The sequence below is a fragment of the Microcystis sp. M109S1 genome (assembly GCF_020247025.1).
In the GTDB taxonomy this organism is placed as follows: Bacteria; Cyanobacteriota; Cyanobacteriia; order Cyanobacteriales; family Microcystaceae; genus Microcystis.
Map to the genome: position 1 here is coordinate 1 of NZ_JADBRW010000146.1, position 18400 is coordinate 18400.

Genomic DNA, 18400 nt, shown 5'->3' on the forward strand with positions numbered 1-18400 from the left:
CTCTACCAACTTAGTCAAGAGGGAAATTTATCTCAACGGCAAATGGCCGTCTGGCTCGGATGTCATCAAAGCACAATATCACGGGAATTAAAAAGGAATCAAAGTTCCCTGGGGTGCTATCTACCTGACACAGCACAAGCTCAAAACAACCCTTTTAAAATGTCAGCAAGGCTACCTTAGAGTTGGTGAAAAAAGGATTGAAAGATTATCATAGTCCCGAACAAATAGCGGGTCGTCTGAAAAAAGCTGGTCAAGAATCTCTCAGTCACGAAACCATCTATCAAATGATCTATCAGAACTATCGAGACTGTGGAAAGTATCAAGAATACCTACGCGGCCAGACGAGGAAAAAGAAAGAGTCGAGGTGGAGGAAAAAGTAAGCATGGAGGGATGACCGGGCGTGTAGATATCTGCGAGCGACCAGCAATTGCTGACCAGAAAACCGAAATCGGTCATTGGGAAAGTGACACAATGATTGGAGGAAATCATCTAGGAGTTCTCGTTACTCATGTGGACAAAGCCTCGAAATTTTTAGTAGCAGGATTAGCCAAAAACAAAACCGCATCGGAAATCAACCCTTGTCACCGAAAAACTTTTCCAAGAGATTCCCCCTGACAAAAGAAAAACCTTTACTTGTGACAAGATCAAAGAATTTTGTGGACATGAAGAGTCTCGTGAAGAAACTATGAGCATATTTTTATGAGTGCTACTCCTGATAATTCTTGGGAGAGGGGATTAAACGAGCATACCAAGGGACTGTTAAGACAATTCTTTCCCAAGGGAACGAATTTGAAAATTGTTAAGCCAGAGGAGGTAGAAAGAGCCGTAAACTTAATTAACAATCGTCCTCGAAAATGCCTTGACTATCGTACCCCGAATGAGGTATTCTATGAAGGTAGATCAGACAGTGATGTAATTCAGACTTGAATTGCCCCCCTGAAAAATCCTGTATTTTTTAACAAGTCAGACTAAATCTTTCCAGGAGGAGTTTAAAAAGTTCCTTGGCATAAGTTGATATTTGAGAGACGAAAATATAGAAGCAGCTGATTATTTACTAACCTACTTTTTTTAATTTTTAACGGGTTAGGGCTGGGATATACTGAAATTGTTGCTTATAGATCACTACTATGGGACGTTTAGCGCTGATCAGCGTCACTGACAAAACCGGAATAGTTGACTTTGCCCGTCAGCTAACAGAAGAATTTGATTTTGAAATTATTAGCAGTGGAGGAACCGCCAAAACACTCCAATCGGCGGGAATTCCCGTGATTAAAGTGGGAGAATATACAGGATCTCCTGAAATCTTGGGCGGAAGGGTGAAAACTCTCCATCCTCGCATCCATGGCGGTATTTTGGCTAGACGGGATTGGGAGTCAGATTTAGCGGAAATGGAGGCTAATCAAATTCGTCCTTTTGATTTGGTGGTGGTTAATCTCTATCCCTTTGAACAGACGATCGCCAATCCTGATGTCACCACCGCTCAGGCGATCGAACAAATCGATATCGGTGGTCCGGCGATGTTACGCGCCTCAGCTAAAAATTTCGCCCATTTGACTGTCATCAGTAACCCGAAGTATTACGAGCAGTATTTAAGCCAATTACGGCAAAATAACGGCGAAATCTCCCTGGAATTCCGTCAAAAAATGGCGGGGGAAACCTTCGCTTTAACCAATGCCTACGATGGTGCGATCGCTGCCTATTTCGCCAGCTTAAACGGGGAAACGACTCGCTTTAATTTAGCAGGAAATGCCCTGCAAACCCTCCGTTACGGCGAAAATCCCCACCAAAGTGCCAGTTGGTACAGTAGCGGTACAACGGCTCACGGTTGGGCAAAAGCGACCTTATTACAGGGAAAAGAACTAAGTTATAACAATTTAGTCGATTTGGAAGCAGCCCGCCGTTTAATCGCCGAATTCGGACCAGAAGAACCAGCCGCCGCTATCTTGAAACACACTAATCCCTGTGGAGTGGCGATCGGTGATAGTTTGGTAGAAGCTTATACTAAAGCTTTTAATGCCGATGCTACCTCCGCTTTTGGGGGTATTGTTGCCCTAAATCAAGCCATAGATGAAGCAACCGCTAAAGAATTAACGAAAACCTTCCTAGAATGCGTGGTTGCCCCCGATTGTAGCCCGGTCGCCCGGGATATACTCGCTAAAAAGTCAAAAGTGCGGATTTTATTGCTGCCGGATTTAAGCACGGGAGAAAAACAAACAGTAAAAGTTATCGCTGGCGGTTTTCTAGTACAAGCGGCCGATGACGTGGTAGAAACCCCGGACGAGTGGCGCGTGGTGACGGAAAAACAACCCACCCCCGCACAATTAGCGGAATTACTGTTTGCTTGGAAGGTATCTAAGCACGTTAAATCTAACGCTATTGTGGTGACAAAAAATCAAACTACTTTAGGCGTTGGTGCGGGGCAAATGAATCGCGTTGGTTCGGTAAAAATTGCCCTTGAACAAGCGGGAGAAGCAGCCAAAGGGGGCTATTTAGCTAGTGATGGTTTTTTCCCTTTTGATGATTCTGTTTGCACGGCGGCCCAGTTTGGTATCGAGGCAATTGTTCAACCCGGAGGTTCTTTAAAAGATCAGGATTCGATTAATGCCGCTAATGAGTTAGGTTTAATTATGGTCTTAACAGGCATTCGTCATTTCTTGCATTAATACACAGTTAGGGTGTGTTATTGCTTAAATTAACGCACCCTAACTTTGTATTAATTATCAGTTAATTTCCCCTATTCAATAGTCTTAAATTTGCCAAAAGCGCGAGGATGTCCAGCTTTTTGGGAACAAAGAAAATAGCGTGCGGGTTCGTAATGATTTTCAGCACTAAAAGGGGAACAGAAATGATCTGCGAGTAAATCTTCTCGCACAAAGAAAGCATTCACTCCCGAAAAACTACGGCTCTTCTCGACTTTGTGTGATAATTTTTGCTTATGGAATCGTGAAATGCTTATCGGGCAAGACTTTTAGGGCTATTTTGCGGAAGAAAGTATCAGTATAGACCTCGTTTCCACACAGAAACCAGAAGAGCCAAACTACAAGCCACCAATTTATAACCCTTTTGATGACCAAGTTTTTCTAGAGCTTTCAAACTTGATCCCATATGACTATTATATTTCCATTGGTGACTGGGATTATACTGCATCACCCAACTCGATTCGGGGGGATAAATAGCATTATATTCGAGAATTACCACCCGGGGACGATAATTAGTAATTGCTTGCCAGACCCAATAATCATTACCATCAATATCAATGGATAATAAATCTAATTCGGTCGGTACATTGCCCTTTCGGAACAAGTCTTCAATATTTTCGCCAGTGATGAAAGTATTTTTTAAAGTTAATTGTTGGTTAGCAATTAAATCTTCAAAAGATTGGCGAATACTTTGACAAAATCGATCACTGCCTTCAATCCAATAACCTTGCCATCCTTTTACTAACAAATAGGCACTATTATTTTCTAAACCGTTGCCAACTCCAAATTCCACAAAGAATTTATTTGTGGTTCCAATGCGATTAAAAATCTCGCTAATAATACCATCTTCTCCCGCTTGGGAAAAAACCTTAAATTCGTAGCGGTTTAGTTTTTTAGGGTTATCATATTTTGGGTTTTTATGCAAGTTTTCCAGCAGATAATTATCAATTTGTAACTCTGTTAGTCTATCTTGATATTTTGAGGAAGAACTATTCAGAGACTTAAGGTTTTTAAGAATCTCTGGGAGGGCTTGCCAAGCTGCCGCCATATTTTTGAGAAAGGTTTTCATGGATTTTAACTACAATTAACGAGTATTTTTTGATTCAATCGGTTGCTTAGATAACACCTGTGAATAACGGAGTGCGATCGCCGATCTTGTAGGGTGCGTTCCCTAATCTGTATCCTACTGCTCCACCGATCGATTTTTGGGAACGCACCATGCAGATTGATTGAAGCTGTGAGTTTAGTTGCGATGCCGAAGGCACTGGTTAGTCTATCGGCGCGTTACGAGGGCAAGCCTAATCGTAATCAAATTCAGAATGGTACAGTCACACGAAGGGGGCATTGGAACAGTGGAAGAATGCAAACTAAAACCTGGGCTTGGAGCGCAAATTGGTGAAACTATCTTCATTACAGTCCCATTAAGATTCTCAGTCTGTCTTCAACCAATGCCAGGGTTTCTGAGGATACAGTTCCCCATCGCTTCTCAAGTCGTTCTACTGAGATTGATCTTACGTCCTCGCACTTGATAAAACTTGGCATTTTCACTCCTCCCTCTGGGGGTTCCACTTTTAGGTGGAAAGGGATTCCTTTGTCTTTAGAAGTTACTGGCAAAACAACAACTAAGCCAGATGCACCCTGATTAAACAGGTCTGCTGAAATCACTAAACATGGACGCTTACCAGCCTGTTCATGCCCCCTTACTGGATTAAGATCTGCTAGCCATATTTCTCCTCTGGTAATTTCTGCCACTACCCTTCTACTCCATCAGCGAGAGTTTGCTCCCATGTCTGCCTTTCAGAAATTTCCTCTTGCCATAAAGTCTCATTCTTCCTTAAGGCGGCGAAGGCTTCATTCGCTTGAACTAGAAAAACATATCTGCGATAATTTTCGATGGCTTTGTCTAATACTGTTGGGAGCGTATCCCCAGAGGAGTCAACAAGTGCTAACAGCGTTTTGTGAGCAGCCTCACTAATGCTAATTTTTAATTCAGGCATACTTTTCTCTCGTAGCTTGTGTAGGGCTATTGTAGCCAATTGTGTAAGGGCTAACAACCCGGTTGGAACTGATTATTTATTCTCCCTTTTGCCTTTTGCCTCTCCTGATATGTAGCCTATACTCAACGGATTTAGTATTAGATAACACCTGTGAATAACGGAGTCGGAGAAGAATTTTTTTTGCCCAATGTTGAAACACTTTCAATTGATGGCGTTTGCTGGGTAAACGCAGTATATAGACAAAACGACGCATTATATCGGCTAATTTACCACTAATATTAATGCCAAAACTGGAGACAAGGGCTGATTGTTTACCCAGGGTTAACATATCACCTAAATGCAGATAATAATAGGGTTGGGGCGATTTTTTTCTGATCACTGCCGAGATATTTTTGGCTACTACACTGGCTGCTTGATAGGCTGCTTGTGCTGTGGCAGGAATTACCTGTTTACTAGGATAAATTTCGGCTATATCCCCAACGGCAAAAACTTCGGGATAGTCGATTAATTGTAAACTGGAACGGGTTAATAATTTGCCTTGTGCTGTTTTCTGACAATCTAAATTATTGATCCAATCCTGTGCTTGGGTTCCTGCTGTCCACAATAATAAATCAATGGAGATGACTTCATTTGTATTATCTTTAAATACGGTTATGGAATTAGCTGCAACTTCCTTTAATCCTGTGTTTAAATAGAGACTAACATTCTTGGCTAAAAGGGAACGATAGGAAGCAACACGCACCGATTTAGGGAAGTTTTGCAGTATTTCCTCGTTCTTTTCCACTAGATGAACTTTGCCTTTTTTTCCTAAACGATCAGCCACCTTACAGGCTAATTCTACCCCATTGGGACCGCCGCCAATAATTGCTAAATTAATTGAGGATTTTCCTTGAGTTTCTAGGTTATAAATTGTCGTTTGTAATCTTTCCACATCCTCTAAACTACGGAAAGTTAGACCATAATCGGCTAATCCGGGTATAGCGGGCCAACGATTGCGAACTCCCACCGCTAAAACGAGGTAATCGTAATCTAAAATTTCCTCATTTTCTAAATATACTCGGTGATTGTTTAAGTCAATATTACTGGCTTTTTGAGTTTTTAAATTAACCTGAGTTCCTGTTAATAATTGACGGTAGGAAGGGGCAATTTCCCAGCGTTGCAATTCTCCTGTAATTAGTTCATAGAGAAGGGGAGTAAAGAGAAAATGGTCTTTCGGTTCGACTAAAGTTATTTGCCATTGACCCGATTTTACTGCTGTTAATCGACTCAGATCGAGTGCCGTGTATAACCCTCCAAAACCACCCCCCAGAATGCAAATCTTAGTTATAGGTTTATTCATGGATTTTTAGGCTCAGAGGCTTGTAAAATAGGTTTTAGTTCCGAAACTAACTGTTCTGAACGAATAATTCTCGCCGGAGGCAAAAGATGATAGTGAGTGTCAGCAAAAATAGTAGAATCTGTCTTAATATTCAAGTCTTTTGGGTCATAAATTGTTGGCACAACCCGACTTAATTCTTCAGCAGACTTGCGAATATTAGCAACGGTTTTACCATCATTTTTAGCATAAACCCAGGGCAAAGAAACCACTAAAGTCGCCCCTTTTGCTTCTAAATCTTTCTTGAGTTTTTCAATCAATTTAATTGAATGAGGAGAAGCAGCAGTATCAAAGGTCATTTGCCACCATTTCCCCGTTCTTTCCTTAACTATAGTCGGATCACCTGTATTAGTCATTGGATCGGAAAGATAACCCGTCATTCTGCCTTTAGTGAATAAATCAACCATCGATTTAGTAACTGGACGCATCCCCGGAATACCTAATAACCAAGTATCCTCGATCATGGTTTTTAACGGTATCCCACCTAACCCGGGTTTGCCAATAGCGACGCTAAAAGGTGCAGACCCCCAAAGTCCTTCGCCGCGATTAAAACCGTCCTCATCCATGAGCATGAGATATTCAGGAATCAGCAGAATGACATCCCCTTTGCGTGCTTTTTCGAGAATCATAGCGGCAATGACATTTAACCCGATATCCCCCTGTAAACCGAAGTTAACCACAGGCATTCCCAATTCTTTGGCCATTAATTCCGAATTTATGCTATAATGCGCTCCCGATCCTGCCGTGACGATTAAACGCCGCGGTCCTTCGACCCTAGCTGCGATCGCTGATTTTTCGTTGTACATCATCCGCAACCAGCTTAATTCGCCGCCGTAGATGACATTGTAAACAAAGCCGAGGGACCAAGCGACTCCCACAGAAGCTAACCAGGGGAAAATGTTAAAGGATTTAGTATTCATCAGAATTCAAAGTAAATAAAGTCACCGGTATTAGTGGAAGCTAGGAGAATAGTTAAACCTAGCAATATTTTAGACAGCCAAGGTGATAACAATAGTTCATATTCAAATTTTTTCTGGGCAATAGCCAGATGTTCGAGGATTAAAACAATGATACCAAGAACTAAAGCAACGCTTAAAACTGCTCCTTGATTGAGACTATAGGAACTAAAAATTTCTCCGATATTAGCTAAGGAATAATTGAAAGGATTGGCGATTACCAACATTTTCCCGATTAATCTTCTGGTGTTAATCTCCATGAAAAAGAGACAACCAAAAATGACAGCCAATTGCGTTAAAGCCCAGGAGACAATTTGTGGCTGAGAAACGTATTTTCCGACGAAAGCATAGAAAGGTCGGCCCAGATAACGGAGTAATAATAATAATGCCCCGTGGTAAGCACCCCAAAAGATGAAATTCCAAGCTGCACCGTGCCAGAAACCAGAGAGAGTAAAGGTAATGAATAGATAAAAAGGCGCCCAATTTTTATTGGAACCCATCAGGGGTAAAAACACATAATCCCGAAACCAAGTGCTAAGGGTAATATGCCAACGTCGCCAAAATTCGTTAATACTTTGGGATGTGTAGGGTGCTAAAAAGTTTAATTCCAATCTAACCCCGACAAAATAGGCTAAACCAACAGCAATAAAGCTATAACCGCCGAAGTCAAAATAGATTCTCAGGGTGAATAAAAAGGCCTCAAACCAGATATACCAAGCATTGTCAATCATCTTATCTAATTCGATGTAGGGAGCAATGTTATCGGCGAGGACAAATTTCATAAATAAACCGAGGGAAAGCCAACGCAAACCCTTCTCGAAGTTTTCTCCTGTAAATTTGAGGCGAAATCCCTCCATTTGTGGTAATAAATCCCGGCGACGCTCGATCGGACCTGCGACAATTTGCGGGAAAAAGGAGATAAAATTGACATAATCGAGGACGGCTAGGGGTTTCTTTTTCTTTTCCCGTAGGGAGTCCACCACGAAAGCCACCATCTGGAAGGTATAGAAGGATACCCCCGGCGGGATTTGGCTAGGCACGGGAATTGGGGAAAGTTCCTTCCAGTTAGGGGGGAGGGAAACGAATAATCCGATGATTTCCTGCACAAAAAAGCCGAAATACTTGAAGTAGGCAAGGACAAGAATATCGATGACGATAACGATAGTAGCTAGGAGATTCGCTTTCCAGCCGCTCATTTTCAGCACTAGCCAGACCATAATGTAGTTAAAGGCTAGAGAAACGATGAAAACGAGGAAACTGGTGCGACTGGCGTAATAAAACAAGATTAGGGACAGCACCGCTAATCCCACCCCATCAAAAACACCTCGCCAGAGATTGAAGGACTTCGCTATATAGCGTGCCGTTAAGAAAGGAACGCTAAAAAGGATTAATATCCACCAAAATATAAAATCAGAGTAATTCAAGGCGTGTTAACTCCTGATGGTCTGTGTTACCTTGTTTGAGATGGGTTTCCTGACTTCTGATGCTCAGAGACGAGGGATTTTCTTGACAAGTCTATCAAACTTTGTCAAACTTGTCCATAAAATTACCTCCAGCAATCCTAAAAAATCGAGGCTAGACAAGCAATGCTTTATCAAAAACTGTTAGATGCTCATAAACGCTATCGACAATTTAAGACTTATCCCCATATTGCCGATCAATATTGGTCTAGTCAGTTGGCAGAGCATAATATTAATCCTAATTATGTGGAATATGATGCTAAATCTGGGCAACTTTTCTATAAACCTTTAGGGATCAGCCTAAGCAAAAATAAGCAAGATTTCCTCTTAGGTAGTAAAGTTTTTAACAAAGCTAAAGCCTTAAAAGCTCTGGCCGATTGTAAATTTTATATCGATGAGAACGGGTTACTAATTATCGAGATCGATGGAGTTAAGTTAATTATCGAGACGGGACAGGATTTAGATATCGCCCATGAAATTTTCCTTTTAGGTGTATATAATTTCCTCTATGACAAGCCCTGTGTAGCGATCGATATTGGTATGAATACGGGTTTTGCTAGTCTCTTTTTTGCCAATCGAGCTAATGTGAAAGCTGTCTATAGTTACGAACCTTTTAAGGCTACCTACGACCAAGCTTTAAGAAATTTTGCCCTCAATCCTAATCTAGCGGAGAAGATTAAAGCTTTTGATTATGGAGTCGGCGATCGTGATGAAATTATTCAAGTCGAATACGATTACACCGTGAAAGGTAGTGTTGGTATTTCTGGTATTGACAACCAATTAAAACCTTTTGCCTCGAAACAAACAGCTACAGCCGATTTAATTCTTAAACCTTTCACCGATGTGTTTAAAGGTATTACCTCTGATTATCCCGACATCGATATAGTTGCCAAGATTGATTGTGAAGGTTCCGAATACGAAATCCTCGATTCTTTAGCGGCAACTGGTCAATTGGGACAGATGAAAATTATCATGATGGAATGGCATAAAAAGGGTCCCGATGCTTTAGTTAAACATCTGCAAGACTTCGGTTTTATCATCTTCTCCCGGATGCCTCGCAGTAAAAATGTCGGCACTTTGTATGCGATTAAACCCTAAAGTATAGGAGTGAGGTGATGGGGAGATAGGGCAATGGGGAAATGGGAAAATTTTAACTAATACCCCAAAACCCCAATACCTTCTAACTGATAACTGATAACTGATAACTGATAACTGATAACTGCTTTACTGTGCTTGACAATAGGTATTAAAAGCTTCGCCAGTTTCTTTTTCTAATTGGCCAGCTTTTCTTACCTTTTCCTGTGCTAATTTTGCCCCGTTTTTATCGCGAGTTTCGATAACTTGAATTATTTCACGAGTGGCCGTGGCATAATCTTCATAAACTTGAGCGAAAGCAGTCTTATATTTATCTAGTTCGGTATCCTTCAGGGCTAATTTTTTCATATTTTCTGCGGCCTGTTCGATTTTATCGGCGGCTAATAGCCAACTTTTTTGGTCAATTTCTGTCCCTTGACCGTTGGTTAAGGATTTGGTTTCTTGGGCCACTTCGTTGGCAATCCGATAGATTTTTTGACATTGAAACTGTTTACTATCAGCACAACTTGCTAAAAAAGTCAAGCCTATAAATGTTAAGATTATTTTGTTATTCATAGCAAGGTATTCGAGAGGATTCTAGAGAAGCTTATAGCAGTAAACTATCAGCCTCTAAGTAGGGAGGCACAATTATTTGTAGGATGGGTTAGCGCACTTCGTAAACTATGCGGGCGTTGGGTTTCATGCTTCAACCCAACCTACGTTGATCTTATATTTAATTCCACCCACCTACTTAGCAGTTTTTTACTGTTATCGACTGATAGAACTGTTCAATCTTATAAGATTAAAGTTTGGCACTCGATCGCTGTTAAGCGTGTCTTTTTTGATGCCAATTCCAGGCGTGTTCAACTATTACCTTGAGATCGGCATATTGGGGATGCCAACCGAGAACCTGTTTGGCTTTATCGCTACTGCCGATTAAAATAGGGGCATCGCCTGCCCTTCTGGGACTTTCGATTACGGGAATACCTAAACCAGTTACCGCTCGCGCTGTTTCAATCACTTCGCGCACAGAAAAACCGTTACCATTCCCCAAATTAAACACATTACTTTCGCCCCCATTTAAGAGATATTCTAAGCCTAAAACGTGAGCTTGGGCTAAATCATTAACATGGATATAATCGCGAACAGCAGTGCCATCGGGAGTATCATAATCCGTGCCGAAAATTGACAGGGAATCACGTTTTTTCAGGGCAGTTAATAAAGCCAGGGGAATTAAATGGGTTTCCGGTTGGTGATCTTCCCCTAATAAACCACTGGGGTCGGCTCCTGAAGCATTAAAATAACGGAAAGCCACCGATTTTAAACCGTAGGCCGGATCAAAATCCCGAAGAATTTGTTCCACCATTTCCTTACTGGCAGCGTAGGGACTGAGGGGATGATGGGGATGATTTTCCGTCATGGGAATTTCCTTGGGCATTCCATAAATAGCACAGGTGGAAGAAAAAACAAATTTCTTCACATCGGCGGCGATCATCGCTTGCAAAAGAGTCAGACTACCACTAACATTATTTTGATAGTAAATGGCCGGTTGCTGCACCGATTCTCCCACCGCAATAAAAGCGGCAAAGTGCATGACGGCGGCAATATTGCGACTAGCGAATAAATTATCGAGCAGCGATCGATCCCTAGTATCACCGACAATTAACTCAACTTTTAATATATCCTTAATGATTTCGGCGTGACCGTAGGATAAATTATCGAGTACGATGACGGAATAACCGGCATTTTTGAGCGCTAGAACCGCATGGGAACCAATATAACCCGCACCGCCAGTAACGAGAATGGTAGGTTTAACTTGAGACACGCGATCATACCTATTTGAAATTGACTTGTCTATAACTTTATACCCTAATTTTCCTTTTAGTTGACCATCATGTTAAGTCCCCTCGATCTATCTCTTTCCCTTGACAAAGAAACTTATCAATCACAAATTAAAGATTTAATGGAACAACTGCGATCGCTACAGCAGTCCTGTTGGGAGTGTAAATTACCCGTGGTGGTGGTTTTGGAAGGTTGGGCAGCGGCAGGGAAGGGAACTTTAGTCAAAAAAATGGTTAACTATATGGATCCTCGCGGTTTTACCGTCCATCCCATTTTAACCCCTTCCTCCCAAGAGGAAAGTTACCCGTTTTTGTGGAGATTTTGGCAAAAACTGCCAGCAAAAGGCAGTATCGGCATTTTTTATCACAGTTGGTACACTCATCTACTAGAGGATCGACTCTTGAACAAATTGCCCTCCTCCCAGATTCCCCTGGTCATGCGCGATATCAACACCTTTGAGCGACAATTATTTGATGATGGGGTCGCAATCGCTAAATTCTGGATTCACCTCAGTCAAAAGGAATTAAAGTCACGCATCAAAGAATACGCCGAAAATGAGCTAGAATCTTGGCGCGTGCGTCCGGAAGATTGGCAACAGGCCAAACGTTATGATGAGTATGCCAGTTTAGCCGAGGAAATGATTACCTACACTAGCACGGGGGCCGCCCCTTGGACATTGGTGGAGGGCAACTGTCAACGTTGGGCCCGGGTAAAAGTTCTCTCCCAATTAGTTGGTACGATCGCTCAAGCTTTGGATCAGCGCCAATTACCGATCGAACCTCCTGCCAATCTACCACCCCAAGCCCGATTACTGCCCACGGAACCCGATTATCTGGCGAGAGTAGATTTAAGTGCCAAACTAGAGAAAGAAGACTATAAAATCCGTTTGCGTGAGGCACAGGTAGAATTAAGAAAACTGCAATTAAAGATTTTTCAGGCAAATATCCCCGTTTTAGTCCTGTTTGAGGGTTGGGATGCCGCTGGCAAAGGTGGGGCAATCAAACGCTTAACCGATACCCTCGATCCTCGCAGTTACCAAGTTATTCCCTTTGCTGCCCCGACGGAGGAAGAACACCGCTATCATTATCTCTGGCGCTTCTGGCGGAAATTGCCCGCGGCCAAAACTATCGGTATATTCGATCGCAGTTGGTATGGACGGGTTTTAGTGGAGAGAGTGGAAGGATTCGCTAAAGATATGGAGTGGCGACGATCCTATCAAGAAATTAACGAGTTTGAGGCGCAATTAACCCATTCTGGCTGTGTTTTAGTCAAATTCTGGTTACATATTAGCCCCGAAGAACAGTTAAATCGTTTCGAGGAACGCCAAAATAACCCCTATCGCCAACATAAACTCACCGATGAAGATTGGCGTAATCGGGAAAAACAGCCCCTCTACCATGTGGCAGTTAATCACATGGTAGCCCGCACTAGCACCCCCGTCGCCCCCTGGACGATTGTGGCGGCAAATGATAAGTATTTCGCCCGTGTTAAAGTCCTCGATACAGTAATTGCCGCTATTGAAACCGGATTGAAACAACGGGAATAGGATCAGTAATCAGTGATCAGTGATCAGTAAACAGTAAACAGTAAACAGTAAACAGTAAACAGTAAACAGTAAACAGTAAACAGTGATCGGTGATCAGTAAATGGGGATCAAGATGAAAATAACTAACTAATTAACTTAAAACTTAAATCTGATAACTTAAATCTGATAACTTAAATCTGATAACTTAAATCTGATAACTTAAATCTGATAACTTAAATCTGATAACTTAAATCTGATAACTGATAACTGATAACTGATAACTGATAACTGAATTTATGAGTTTTTCCCCAAGTTTAATTTCTCCCGATCTCAGTTTGGCCGATATTCCCCTAGAGGAAACCCTCTGTTTAGGAGTGATGGCTTCTGGTAGTGGTTCCAATTTTGCTGTTTTGGCAGCAGCGATCGCCAAAAAACAGCTAAATGCCGAGATTTCTGTCCTCATCTACAATAATCCCGATGCCAAGGTAAAAGAAAGAGCCGATGACTACAATATCCCCGCAGTTTTCCTCGATCATCGTCAATTTAAACCCAGAGAAGAACTCGATCGAGCTATAGTCAAAACTTTCCAAGAATACGGCGTAAAATGGGTAATTATGGCGGGCTGGATGCGAATTGTCGCCCCGGTTTTACTAGATGCTTTTCCCGATCGCGTGATCAATATCCATCCTAGTTTACTACCCAGTTTTAAAGGTGTGCGTGCCGTGGAACAAGCTTTAGCTGCGGGGGTAAAAGTGACCGGATGTACTGTGCATATCGCTCGCGCAGAGGTAGATAGTGGCCCAATTTTAATGCAAGCAGTGGTTCCCATTCTCCCCGATGATACCGCCGCCAGTCTCCACGAACGCATTCAAGTGCAAGAACATCGCATTTTCCCAGTAGCGATCGCTTTAGCTGCGAAATTGGGTCTGTAGAGATAGATTTCCCGATTCCTTGGCAATAATACGGGCAAAAAAACGAAAATTCAAAGCAAATCGTTAAATATCACTCCTTGATAAATTTCCTGAAAACTGAGAGCAAAATTGACAGAAGTTAAAGATAAACTAGCATTTTCTCCCTCGTATTCCGTTAATAACCATTTATTTTCTTCAGTTTTGTTATACTGCATGACATAGGGACGACTTTGGCTGATCAGAATATATTCTTGAAATTCCGGCAGCGAACGATAATAGAGAAATTTATCGCCCTGGTCATAATTTTGAGTTGATTTTGAGAGGACTTCTACTATTAATCTGGGATTGGTAATAGTTGTCTTGCCAGTTTCATAATAAATCGGTTCACCCTCAATTAGCAGCACATCGGGATAGGTTGCCTGACGATATTGCGCTATCCATAATTTCACATCACCGATAAATATTTTATAGTTGGACTGTGGTAACTTTAGGCGTAAATAAAAGTAAAAATTACCTGCAATTTTATTATGATCGGTAGTGCCTTCTGTCATCGGTACGATTTCCCCATCTTGATACTCATTTTTATAGGCTGCCGTTTCCTCTAGTTCTAAATATTCGGCAAAGCTAAAGGTACTTTTATTTGTTGCTACAGTCATAATTTATTGATTTTTTGGTTAACTTAAGCTTGTTGAAACAACTGGTTTAATCATTGATTATATTAAAAGTAACCCCTTCATAAATTTCCTGAAAACTGAGAGCAAAATTGATAGAAGTTAAAGATAAACTAGCATTTTCTCCCTCGTATTCCGTTAATAACCATTTATTTTCTTCAGTTTTGTTATACTGCATGACATAGGGACGACTTTGACTGATCAGAATATATTCTTGAAATTCCGGCAGCGAACGATAATAGAGAAATTTATCGCCCTGGTCATAATTTTGAGTTGATTTTGAGAGGACTTCTACTATCAATCTGGGATTGGTGACAGTTGTTTTGCCAGTTTCATAATAAATCGGTTCACCCTCAATTAGCATCACATCGGGATAGGTTGCCTGACGATATTGCGCTATCCATAATTTCAGATCACCGATAAAAATATTATATTTCTGTCCTTTGAGGGCAAATTTTAAATAAGCGGCAAAATTGAGAGCAATTTTATTATGATCGGTAGTGCCTCCTGTCATCGGTACGATTTCTCCATCTTGATACTCATTTTTATAGGCTGCCGTTTCCTCTAGTTGTAAATATTCGGCAAAGCTATAGGTAATTTTGTCTGTTGCTATAGTCATAATTTATTGATTCGCTCTCTCAATTGATTATAGCAATTATTATACTGGTGAGAGACATTAGCCATATTTACCCCAGCAAAAGATAACAGCTATCTTAATAGGACTATTGAAAATTTTTTAGCCAGCAACTAAATAGGAATTTGATCTCTCCCAAATGTGGGACAATTGACAAAGAACTAAGAATTGTAGAATCCCCCCATCATGACCTCGGAACTATCGAAGCAATACGATCCCAAGATCACAGAAACGAAATGGCAGCAATATTGGGAAAATCAAGAAATATTTAAGGCAAACCCCGAAAAAGGCGGCGAAACCTACTGTATAGTCATCCCTCCTCCCAATGTTACCGGTAGTCTCCACATGGGTCACGCTTTCGAGAGTGCTTTGATTGATACACTTGTTCGCTACAAGCGGATGACCGGCAAAAATACCCTCTGGCTGCCCGGTACGGATCACGCTAGTATTGCAGTACAAGCTATACTCGATCGCCAATTAAAAGCCGAAAAAACCGACCGTTACCAACTAGGAAGGGAAAAATTCCTCGAACGCGCTTGGCAATGGAAAGAGGAGTCTGGTAGTACCATTGTTAATCAACTGCGACGCTTGGGGGTATCCGTCGATTGGACGCGGGAACGTTTCACCATGGATGAGGGACTTTCCCATGCTGTTCGTACTGCTTTTATTAAACTTTATGAGGACGGATTAATCTATCGCGGTCAATACTTAGTTAACTGGTGTCCCGAATCTCGATCGGCCGTTTCCGATTTAGAGGTGGAAAACAAGGAAATTGAGGGAAATCTCTGGTATTTTCGCTATCCTCTCAGCGATGGTAGCGGTTATCTTCAAGTAGCCACCACAAGGCCCGAAACCATGCTCGGTGATACTGGTGTCGCTGTCAACCCGCAAGATCCCCGTTATCGCCATTTAATCGGCAAAACCGTCACTTTACCGATAATGGGGCGAGAAATACCCATTATTGCCGATGAATTAGTCGATCCCGAATTCGGTACTGGTTGCGTTAAAGTTACGCCGGCCCACGATCCTAAGGATTTTGAGATGGGTAAACGCCATAATTTACCCTTTATTAATATCATGAATTTAGACGGCAGTTTAAACGAAAATGCCGGAATATTCGCGGGTCAAGATCGTTTTGTTGCCCGCAAAAATGTCGTTAAAAAACTCGATGAAGACGGCTTTTTAGTTAAGATTGAAGCCTATCGCCATAGCGTCCCCTATAGCGATCGAGGTAAAGTTCCCGTGGAACCCCTTTTATCTACCCAATGGTTCGTTAAAATTGAACCTTTAGCCACAAAAGCTTTAGCCTATTTAGATCAGGAAAACTCGCCCCGTTTTGTGCCAGAAAGATGGACAAAAGTTTATCGCGATTGGTTAGTTAAGCTAAAAGATTGGTGTATTTCTCGACAACTGTGGTGGGGTCATCAAATTCCCGCTTGGTATATTATCAGTGAAACTAATAACGAAATTACTAACCATACTCCCTTCGTCGTTGCCGAGGATGAAACCTCCGCTTTAGCCAAGGCCAAACAACAGTATGGAGAGGATATAATTATTCAACAAGACCCCGATGTTTTAGATACTTGGTTTTCCTCGGGATTGTGGCCATTTTCGACTATGGGTTGGCCAGAAAAAACCCTTGATCTAGACACCTATTATCCCACCACCACCCTCGTCACCGGTTTTGATATTATCTTTTTCTGGGTGGCAAGAATGACGATGATGGCCGGCTATTTTACGGGACAAATGCCCTTTAAAGATGTCTATATTCACGGTTTAGTTAGGGATGAAAATGGCAAAAAGATGTCTAAATCTGCCAATAACGGCATCGATCCTTTAATTTTAATTGATAAATACGGAACCGATGCTTTACGATATACCTTAATTCGAGAAGTGGCAGGAGCAGGACAGGATATCAGTCTGCAATATAACCGTAAAACCGATGAATCGGAATCCGTAGAAGCTGCCCGAAATTTTGCCAATAAAATTTGGAATGCTTCCCGTTTTGTGATGATGAATCTGGAGGGAAAAACCCCAGAAGAATTGGGAGAACCAGCTTTAGAAAATTTAGAATTAGCCGATCGCTGGATTTTATCTCGTTATCATCAAACAGTGCAAAAAACTAGAGATTATCTCGAAAATTATGGCATGGGAGAAGCGGCAAAAGGTCTATACGAATTTATCTGGCGCGATTTCTGTGATTGGTATATCGAGTTAGTAAAAACTCGTTTATGGAAGGATAAAGAATCGGTTTCTTGTGCCACGGCCCGCCAAACTTTGGCTTTTATCTTGGCAGGAACATTAAAATTATTACATCCCTTTATGCCCCATATTACCGAAGAAATTTGGCATAATTTAACCCAAGAAAATCAGCAGGTTTTGGCTTTACAAACCTATCCCATAGCTGATAGTTCTCTGATCGATATAGATTTAGAAAATACTTTTGAGTTATTAATTGAAAGTATTCGGGTGTTGCGTAATTTGCGCGCCGAAGCAGGGATTAAACCGGGGGCAACGATCACAGCAATTTTACAGACAGAAAACAGCCAAGAATTAGCTATTCTGCAACGCGGACAAGTGTACTTAAAAGACTTGGCTAAGATCGAAAACTTAATTTTGACGGCCAAATTAACCGAGGAAGTCAATCAAGCGATCGCCGGTGTTGTCGCTACGGTAGAAATCCTCATCCCCCTGTCCGGATTGGTTGATATATCGGTATTGGCAGGGAAATTAGCGAAAAATTTAGCTAAAGTAGAAGGGGAAATCAATAGTTTGAGCGATCGCCTGAATAAACCTAGCTTTGTCGAAAAAGCTCCAGAAGCTTTAATCCAAAAAACGAAGCAAGCTTTAGCAGAGGCCGAAAAACAAGCCCAAATTCTCCAAGAACGCTTAAAACGTCTGCGATAGTGATTTTGTACTAACTAAGTCCAGTGGGCTAGAGCAAAGCTACTGCGATCAAGATTATCGAAAATTTTCGATAAGTAGGGAGGCACAATTATTTGTAGGATGGGTTAGCGCACTTCGTAACCCATGCGGGCGTTGGGTTTCATGCTTCAACCCAACCTACGTTCATCGAAAATTTTGGGTCTGAAACCCCGTCGTAGAACGACGGCTTTACCGTTAAATACTAGCGCATTTACCAAATATATGCTAAAATGTGAGACATGGAAAAAGCCTACTCCTTTCGATTTTACCCCACACCCGAACAAGAGTCGCTATTGCGGCGCACTTTGGGCTGTGTAAGATTAGTTTACAA

The 18400-nt window shown here is 41.7% G+C and carries 17 protein-coding genes and 1 pseudogene; 7 read left to right on the top strand and 11 right to left on the bottom strand.

The window, feature by feature from the left end; translation table 11 throughout:
• Positions 1 to 927, top strand: a pseudogene (locus IM322_RS06875) (IS30 family transposase); the annotation flags it as partial.
• Between the two features lie 200 nt (positions 928 to 1127).
• Positions 1128 to 2663, top strand: a complete 1536-nt coding sequence (gene purH / locus IM322_RS06880) for a bifunctional phosphoribosylaminoimidazolecarboxamide formyltransferase/IMP cyclohydrolase (protein ID WP_287676449.1) — start codon at positions 1128 to 1130, stop codon at positions 2661 to 2663.
• 71 nt (positions 2664 to 2734) lie between these two features.
• Here purH and IM322_RS06885 read toward each other — a convergent pair whose 3' ends face one another.
• The 7 genes from IM322_RS06885 to IM322_RS06915 form a co-directional block, all read right to left on the bottom strand.
• Positions 2735 to 2887: a hypothetical protein gene (locus IM322_RS06885; RefSeq protein WP_287676448.1), complete on the bottom strand. Its 153-nt coding sequence runs from the start codon at positions 2885 to 2887 to the stop codon at positions 2735 to 2737.
• Positions 2888 to 2994: 107 nt separating this feature from the next.
• Positions 2995 to 3768 carry a hypothetical protein gene (locus tag IM322_RS06890; RefSeq protein WP_287676447.1) on the bottom strand — a complete coding sequence of 258 codons (774 nt, stop codon included), beginning with the start codon at positions 3766 to 3768 and terminating at the stop codon, positions 2995 to 2997.
• 341 nt (positions 3769 to 4109) lie between these two features.
• The gene (locus IM322_RS06895; RefSeq protein ID WP_043996813.1) at positions 4110 to 4451 is read right to left on the bottom strand and encodes a type II toxin-antitoxin system PemK/MazF family toxin; all 342 of its coding nucleotides are present in this window, start codon (positions 4449 to 4451) and stop codon (positions 4110 to 4112) included.
• Positions 4451 to 4696: a hypothetical protein gene (locus IM322_RS06900; protein ID WP_002739747.1), complete on the bottom strand. Its 246-nt coding sequence runs from the start codon at positions 4694 to 4696 to the stop codon at positions 4451 to 4453. Before IM322_RS06900 ends, IM322_RS06895 begins: the two co-directional genes overlap by 1 nt.
• Positions 4697 to 4772: 76 nt before the next feature.
• Positions 4773 to 6035 (bottom strand): NAD(P)/FAD-dependent oxidoreductase, encoded by a 1263-nt coding sequence (locus tag IM322_RS06905; RefSeq protein ID WP_287676446.1) that lies wholly within the window; start codon positions 6033 to 6035, stop codon positions 4773 to 4775.
• Positions 6032 to 6991, bottom strand: coding sequence for a hypothetical protein (locus IM322_RS06910; protein ID WP_287676444.1), 960 nt, complete (start codon positions 6989 to 6991; stop codon positions 6032 to 6034). The genes IM322_RS06905 and IM322_RS06910 overlap by 4 nt, the downstream gene beginning before the upstream one ends.
• The gene (locus IM322_RS06915) at positions 6991 to 8451 is read right to left on the bottom strand and encodes an MBOAT family O-acyltransferase (RefSeq protein ID WP_287676443.1); all 1461 of its coding nucleotides are present in this window, start codon (positions 8449 to 8451) and stop codon (positions 6991 to 6993) included. Before IM322_RS06915 ends, IM322_RS06910 begins: the two co-directional genes overlap by 1 nt.
• A 162-nt stretch (positions 8452 to 8613) precedes the next feature.
• Here IM322_RS06915 and IM322_RS06920 point away from each other — a divergent pair, with 162 nt between their 5' ends.
• Entirely contained in the window at positions 8614 to 9585 is a 972-nt protein-coding gene (locus IM322_RS06920; RefSeq protein WP_287676442.1) for an FkbM family methyltransferase, read from the top strand.
• A 126-nt stretch (positions 9586 to 9711) separates the two neighbouring features.
• Here IM322_RS06920 and IM322_RS06925 read toward each other — a convergent pair whose 3' ends face one another.
• Together IM322_RS06925 and galE are read right to left on the bottom strand one after the other, a co-directional pair.
• Positions 9712 to 10137 (bottom strand): hypothetical protein, encoded by a 426-nt coding sequence (locus tag IM322_RS06925; RefSeq protein ID WP_287676441.1) that lies wholly within the window; start codon positions 10135 to 10137, stop codon positions 9712 to 9714.
• 250 nt (positions 10138 to 10387) lie between these two features.
• Positions 10388 to 11386 (bottom strand): UDP-glucose 4-epimerase GalE, encoded by a 999-nt coding sequence (galE, locus tag IM322_RS06930; RefSeq protein WP_287080149.1) that lies wholly within the window; start codon positions 11384 to 11386, stop codon positions 10388 to 10390.
• 69 nt (positions 11387 to 11455) lie between these two features.
• Here galE and pap point away from each other — a divergent pair, with 69 nt between their 5' ends.
• Complete coding sequence (gene pap / locus IM322_RS06935) at positions 11456 to 12949, top strand: polyphosphate:AMP phosphotransferase (RefSeq protein WP_286827030.1); 1494 nt, start codon at positions 11456 to 11458, stop codon at positions 12947 to 12949.
• A 275-nt stretch (positions 12950 to 13224) separates the two neighbouring features.
• On the top strand, positions 13225 to 13860 hold the full coding sequence (gene purN / locus IM322_RS06940; protein ID WP_287676440.1) for a phosphoribosylglycinamide formyltransferase: 636 nt from the start codon (positions 13225 to 13227) through the stop codon (positions 13858 to 13860).
• A gap of 50 nt (positions 13861 to 13910) precedes the next feature.
• Here purN and IM322_RS06945 read toward each other — a convergent pair whose 3' ends face one another.
• Both IM322_RS06945 and IM322_RS06950 read right to left on the bottom strand, forming a co-directional pair.
• The gene (locus tag IM322_RS06945; RefSeq protein ID WP_287676439.1) at positions 13911 to 14495 is read right to left on the bottom strand and encodes a Uma2 family endonuclease; all 585 of its coding nucleotides are present in this window, start codon (positions 14493 to 14495) and stop codon (positions 13911 to 13913) included.
• A gap of 46 nt (positions 14496 to 14541) precedes the next feature.
• Positions 14542 to 15129 (bottom strand): Uma2 family endonuclease, encoded by a 588-nt coding sequence (locus tag IM322_RS06950; RefSeq protein WP_287698971.1) that lies wholly within the window; start codon positions 15127 to 15129, stop codon positions 14542 to 14544.
• 201 nt (positions 15130 to 15330) lie between these two features.
• On the opposite strand from IM322_RS06950, the gene IM322_RS06955 reads away from it, so the two are divergent.
• Together IM322_RS06955 and IM322_RS06960 are read left to right on the top strand one after the other, a co-directional pair.
• Complete coding sequence (locus IM322_RS06955; protein WP_287676400.1) at positions 15331 to 18051, top strand: valine--tRNA ligase; 2721 nt, start codon at positions 15331 to 15333, stop codon at positions 18049 to 18051.
• 257 nt (positions 18052 to 18308) lie between these two features.
• Positions 18309 to 18400, top strand: a 92-nt coding sequence (locus tag IM322_RS06960; protein WP_190718206.1) for a helix-turn-helix domain-containing protein, incomplete at its 3' end; no start/stop codon positions are given.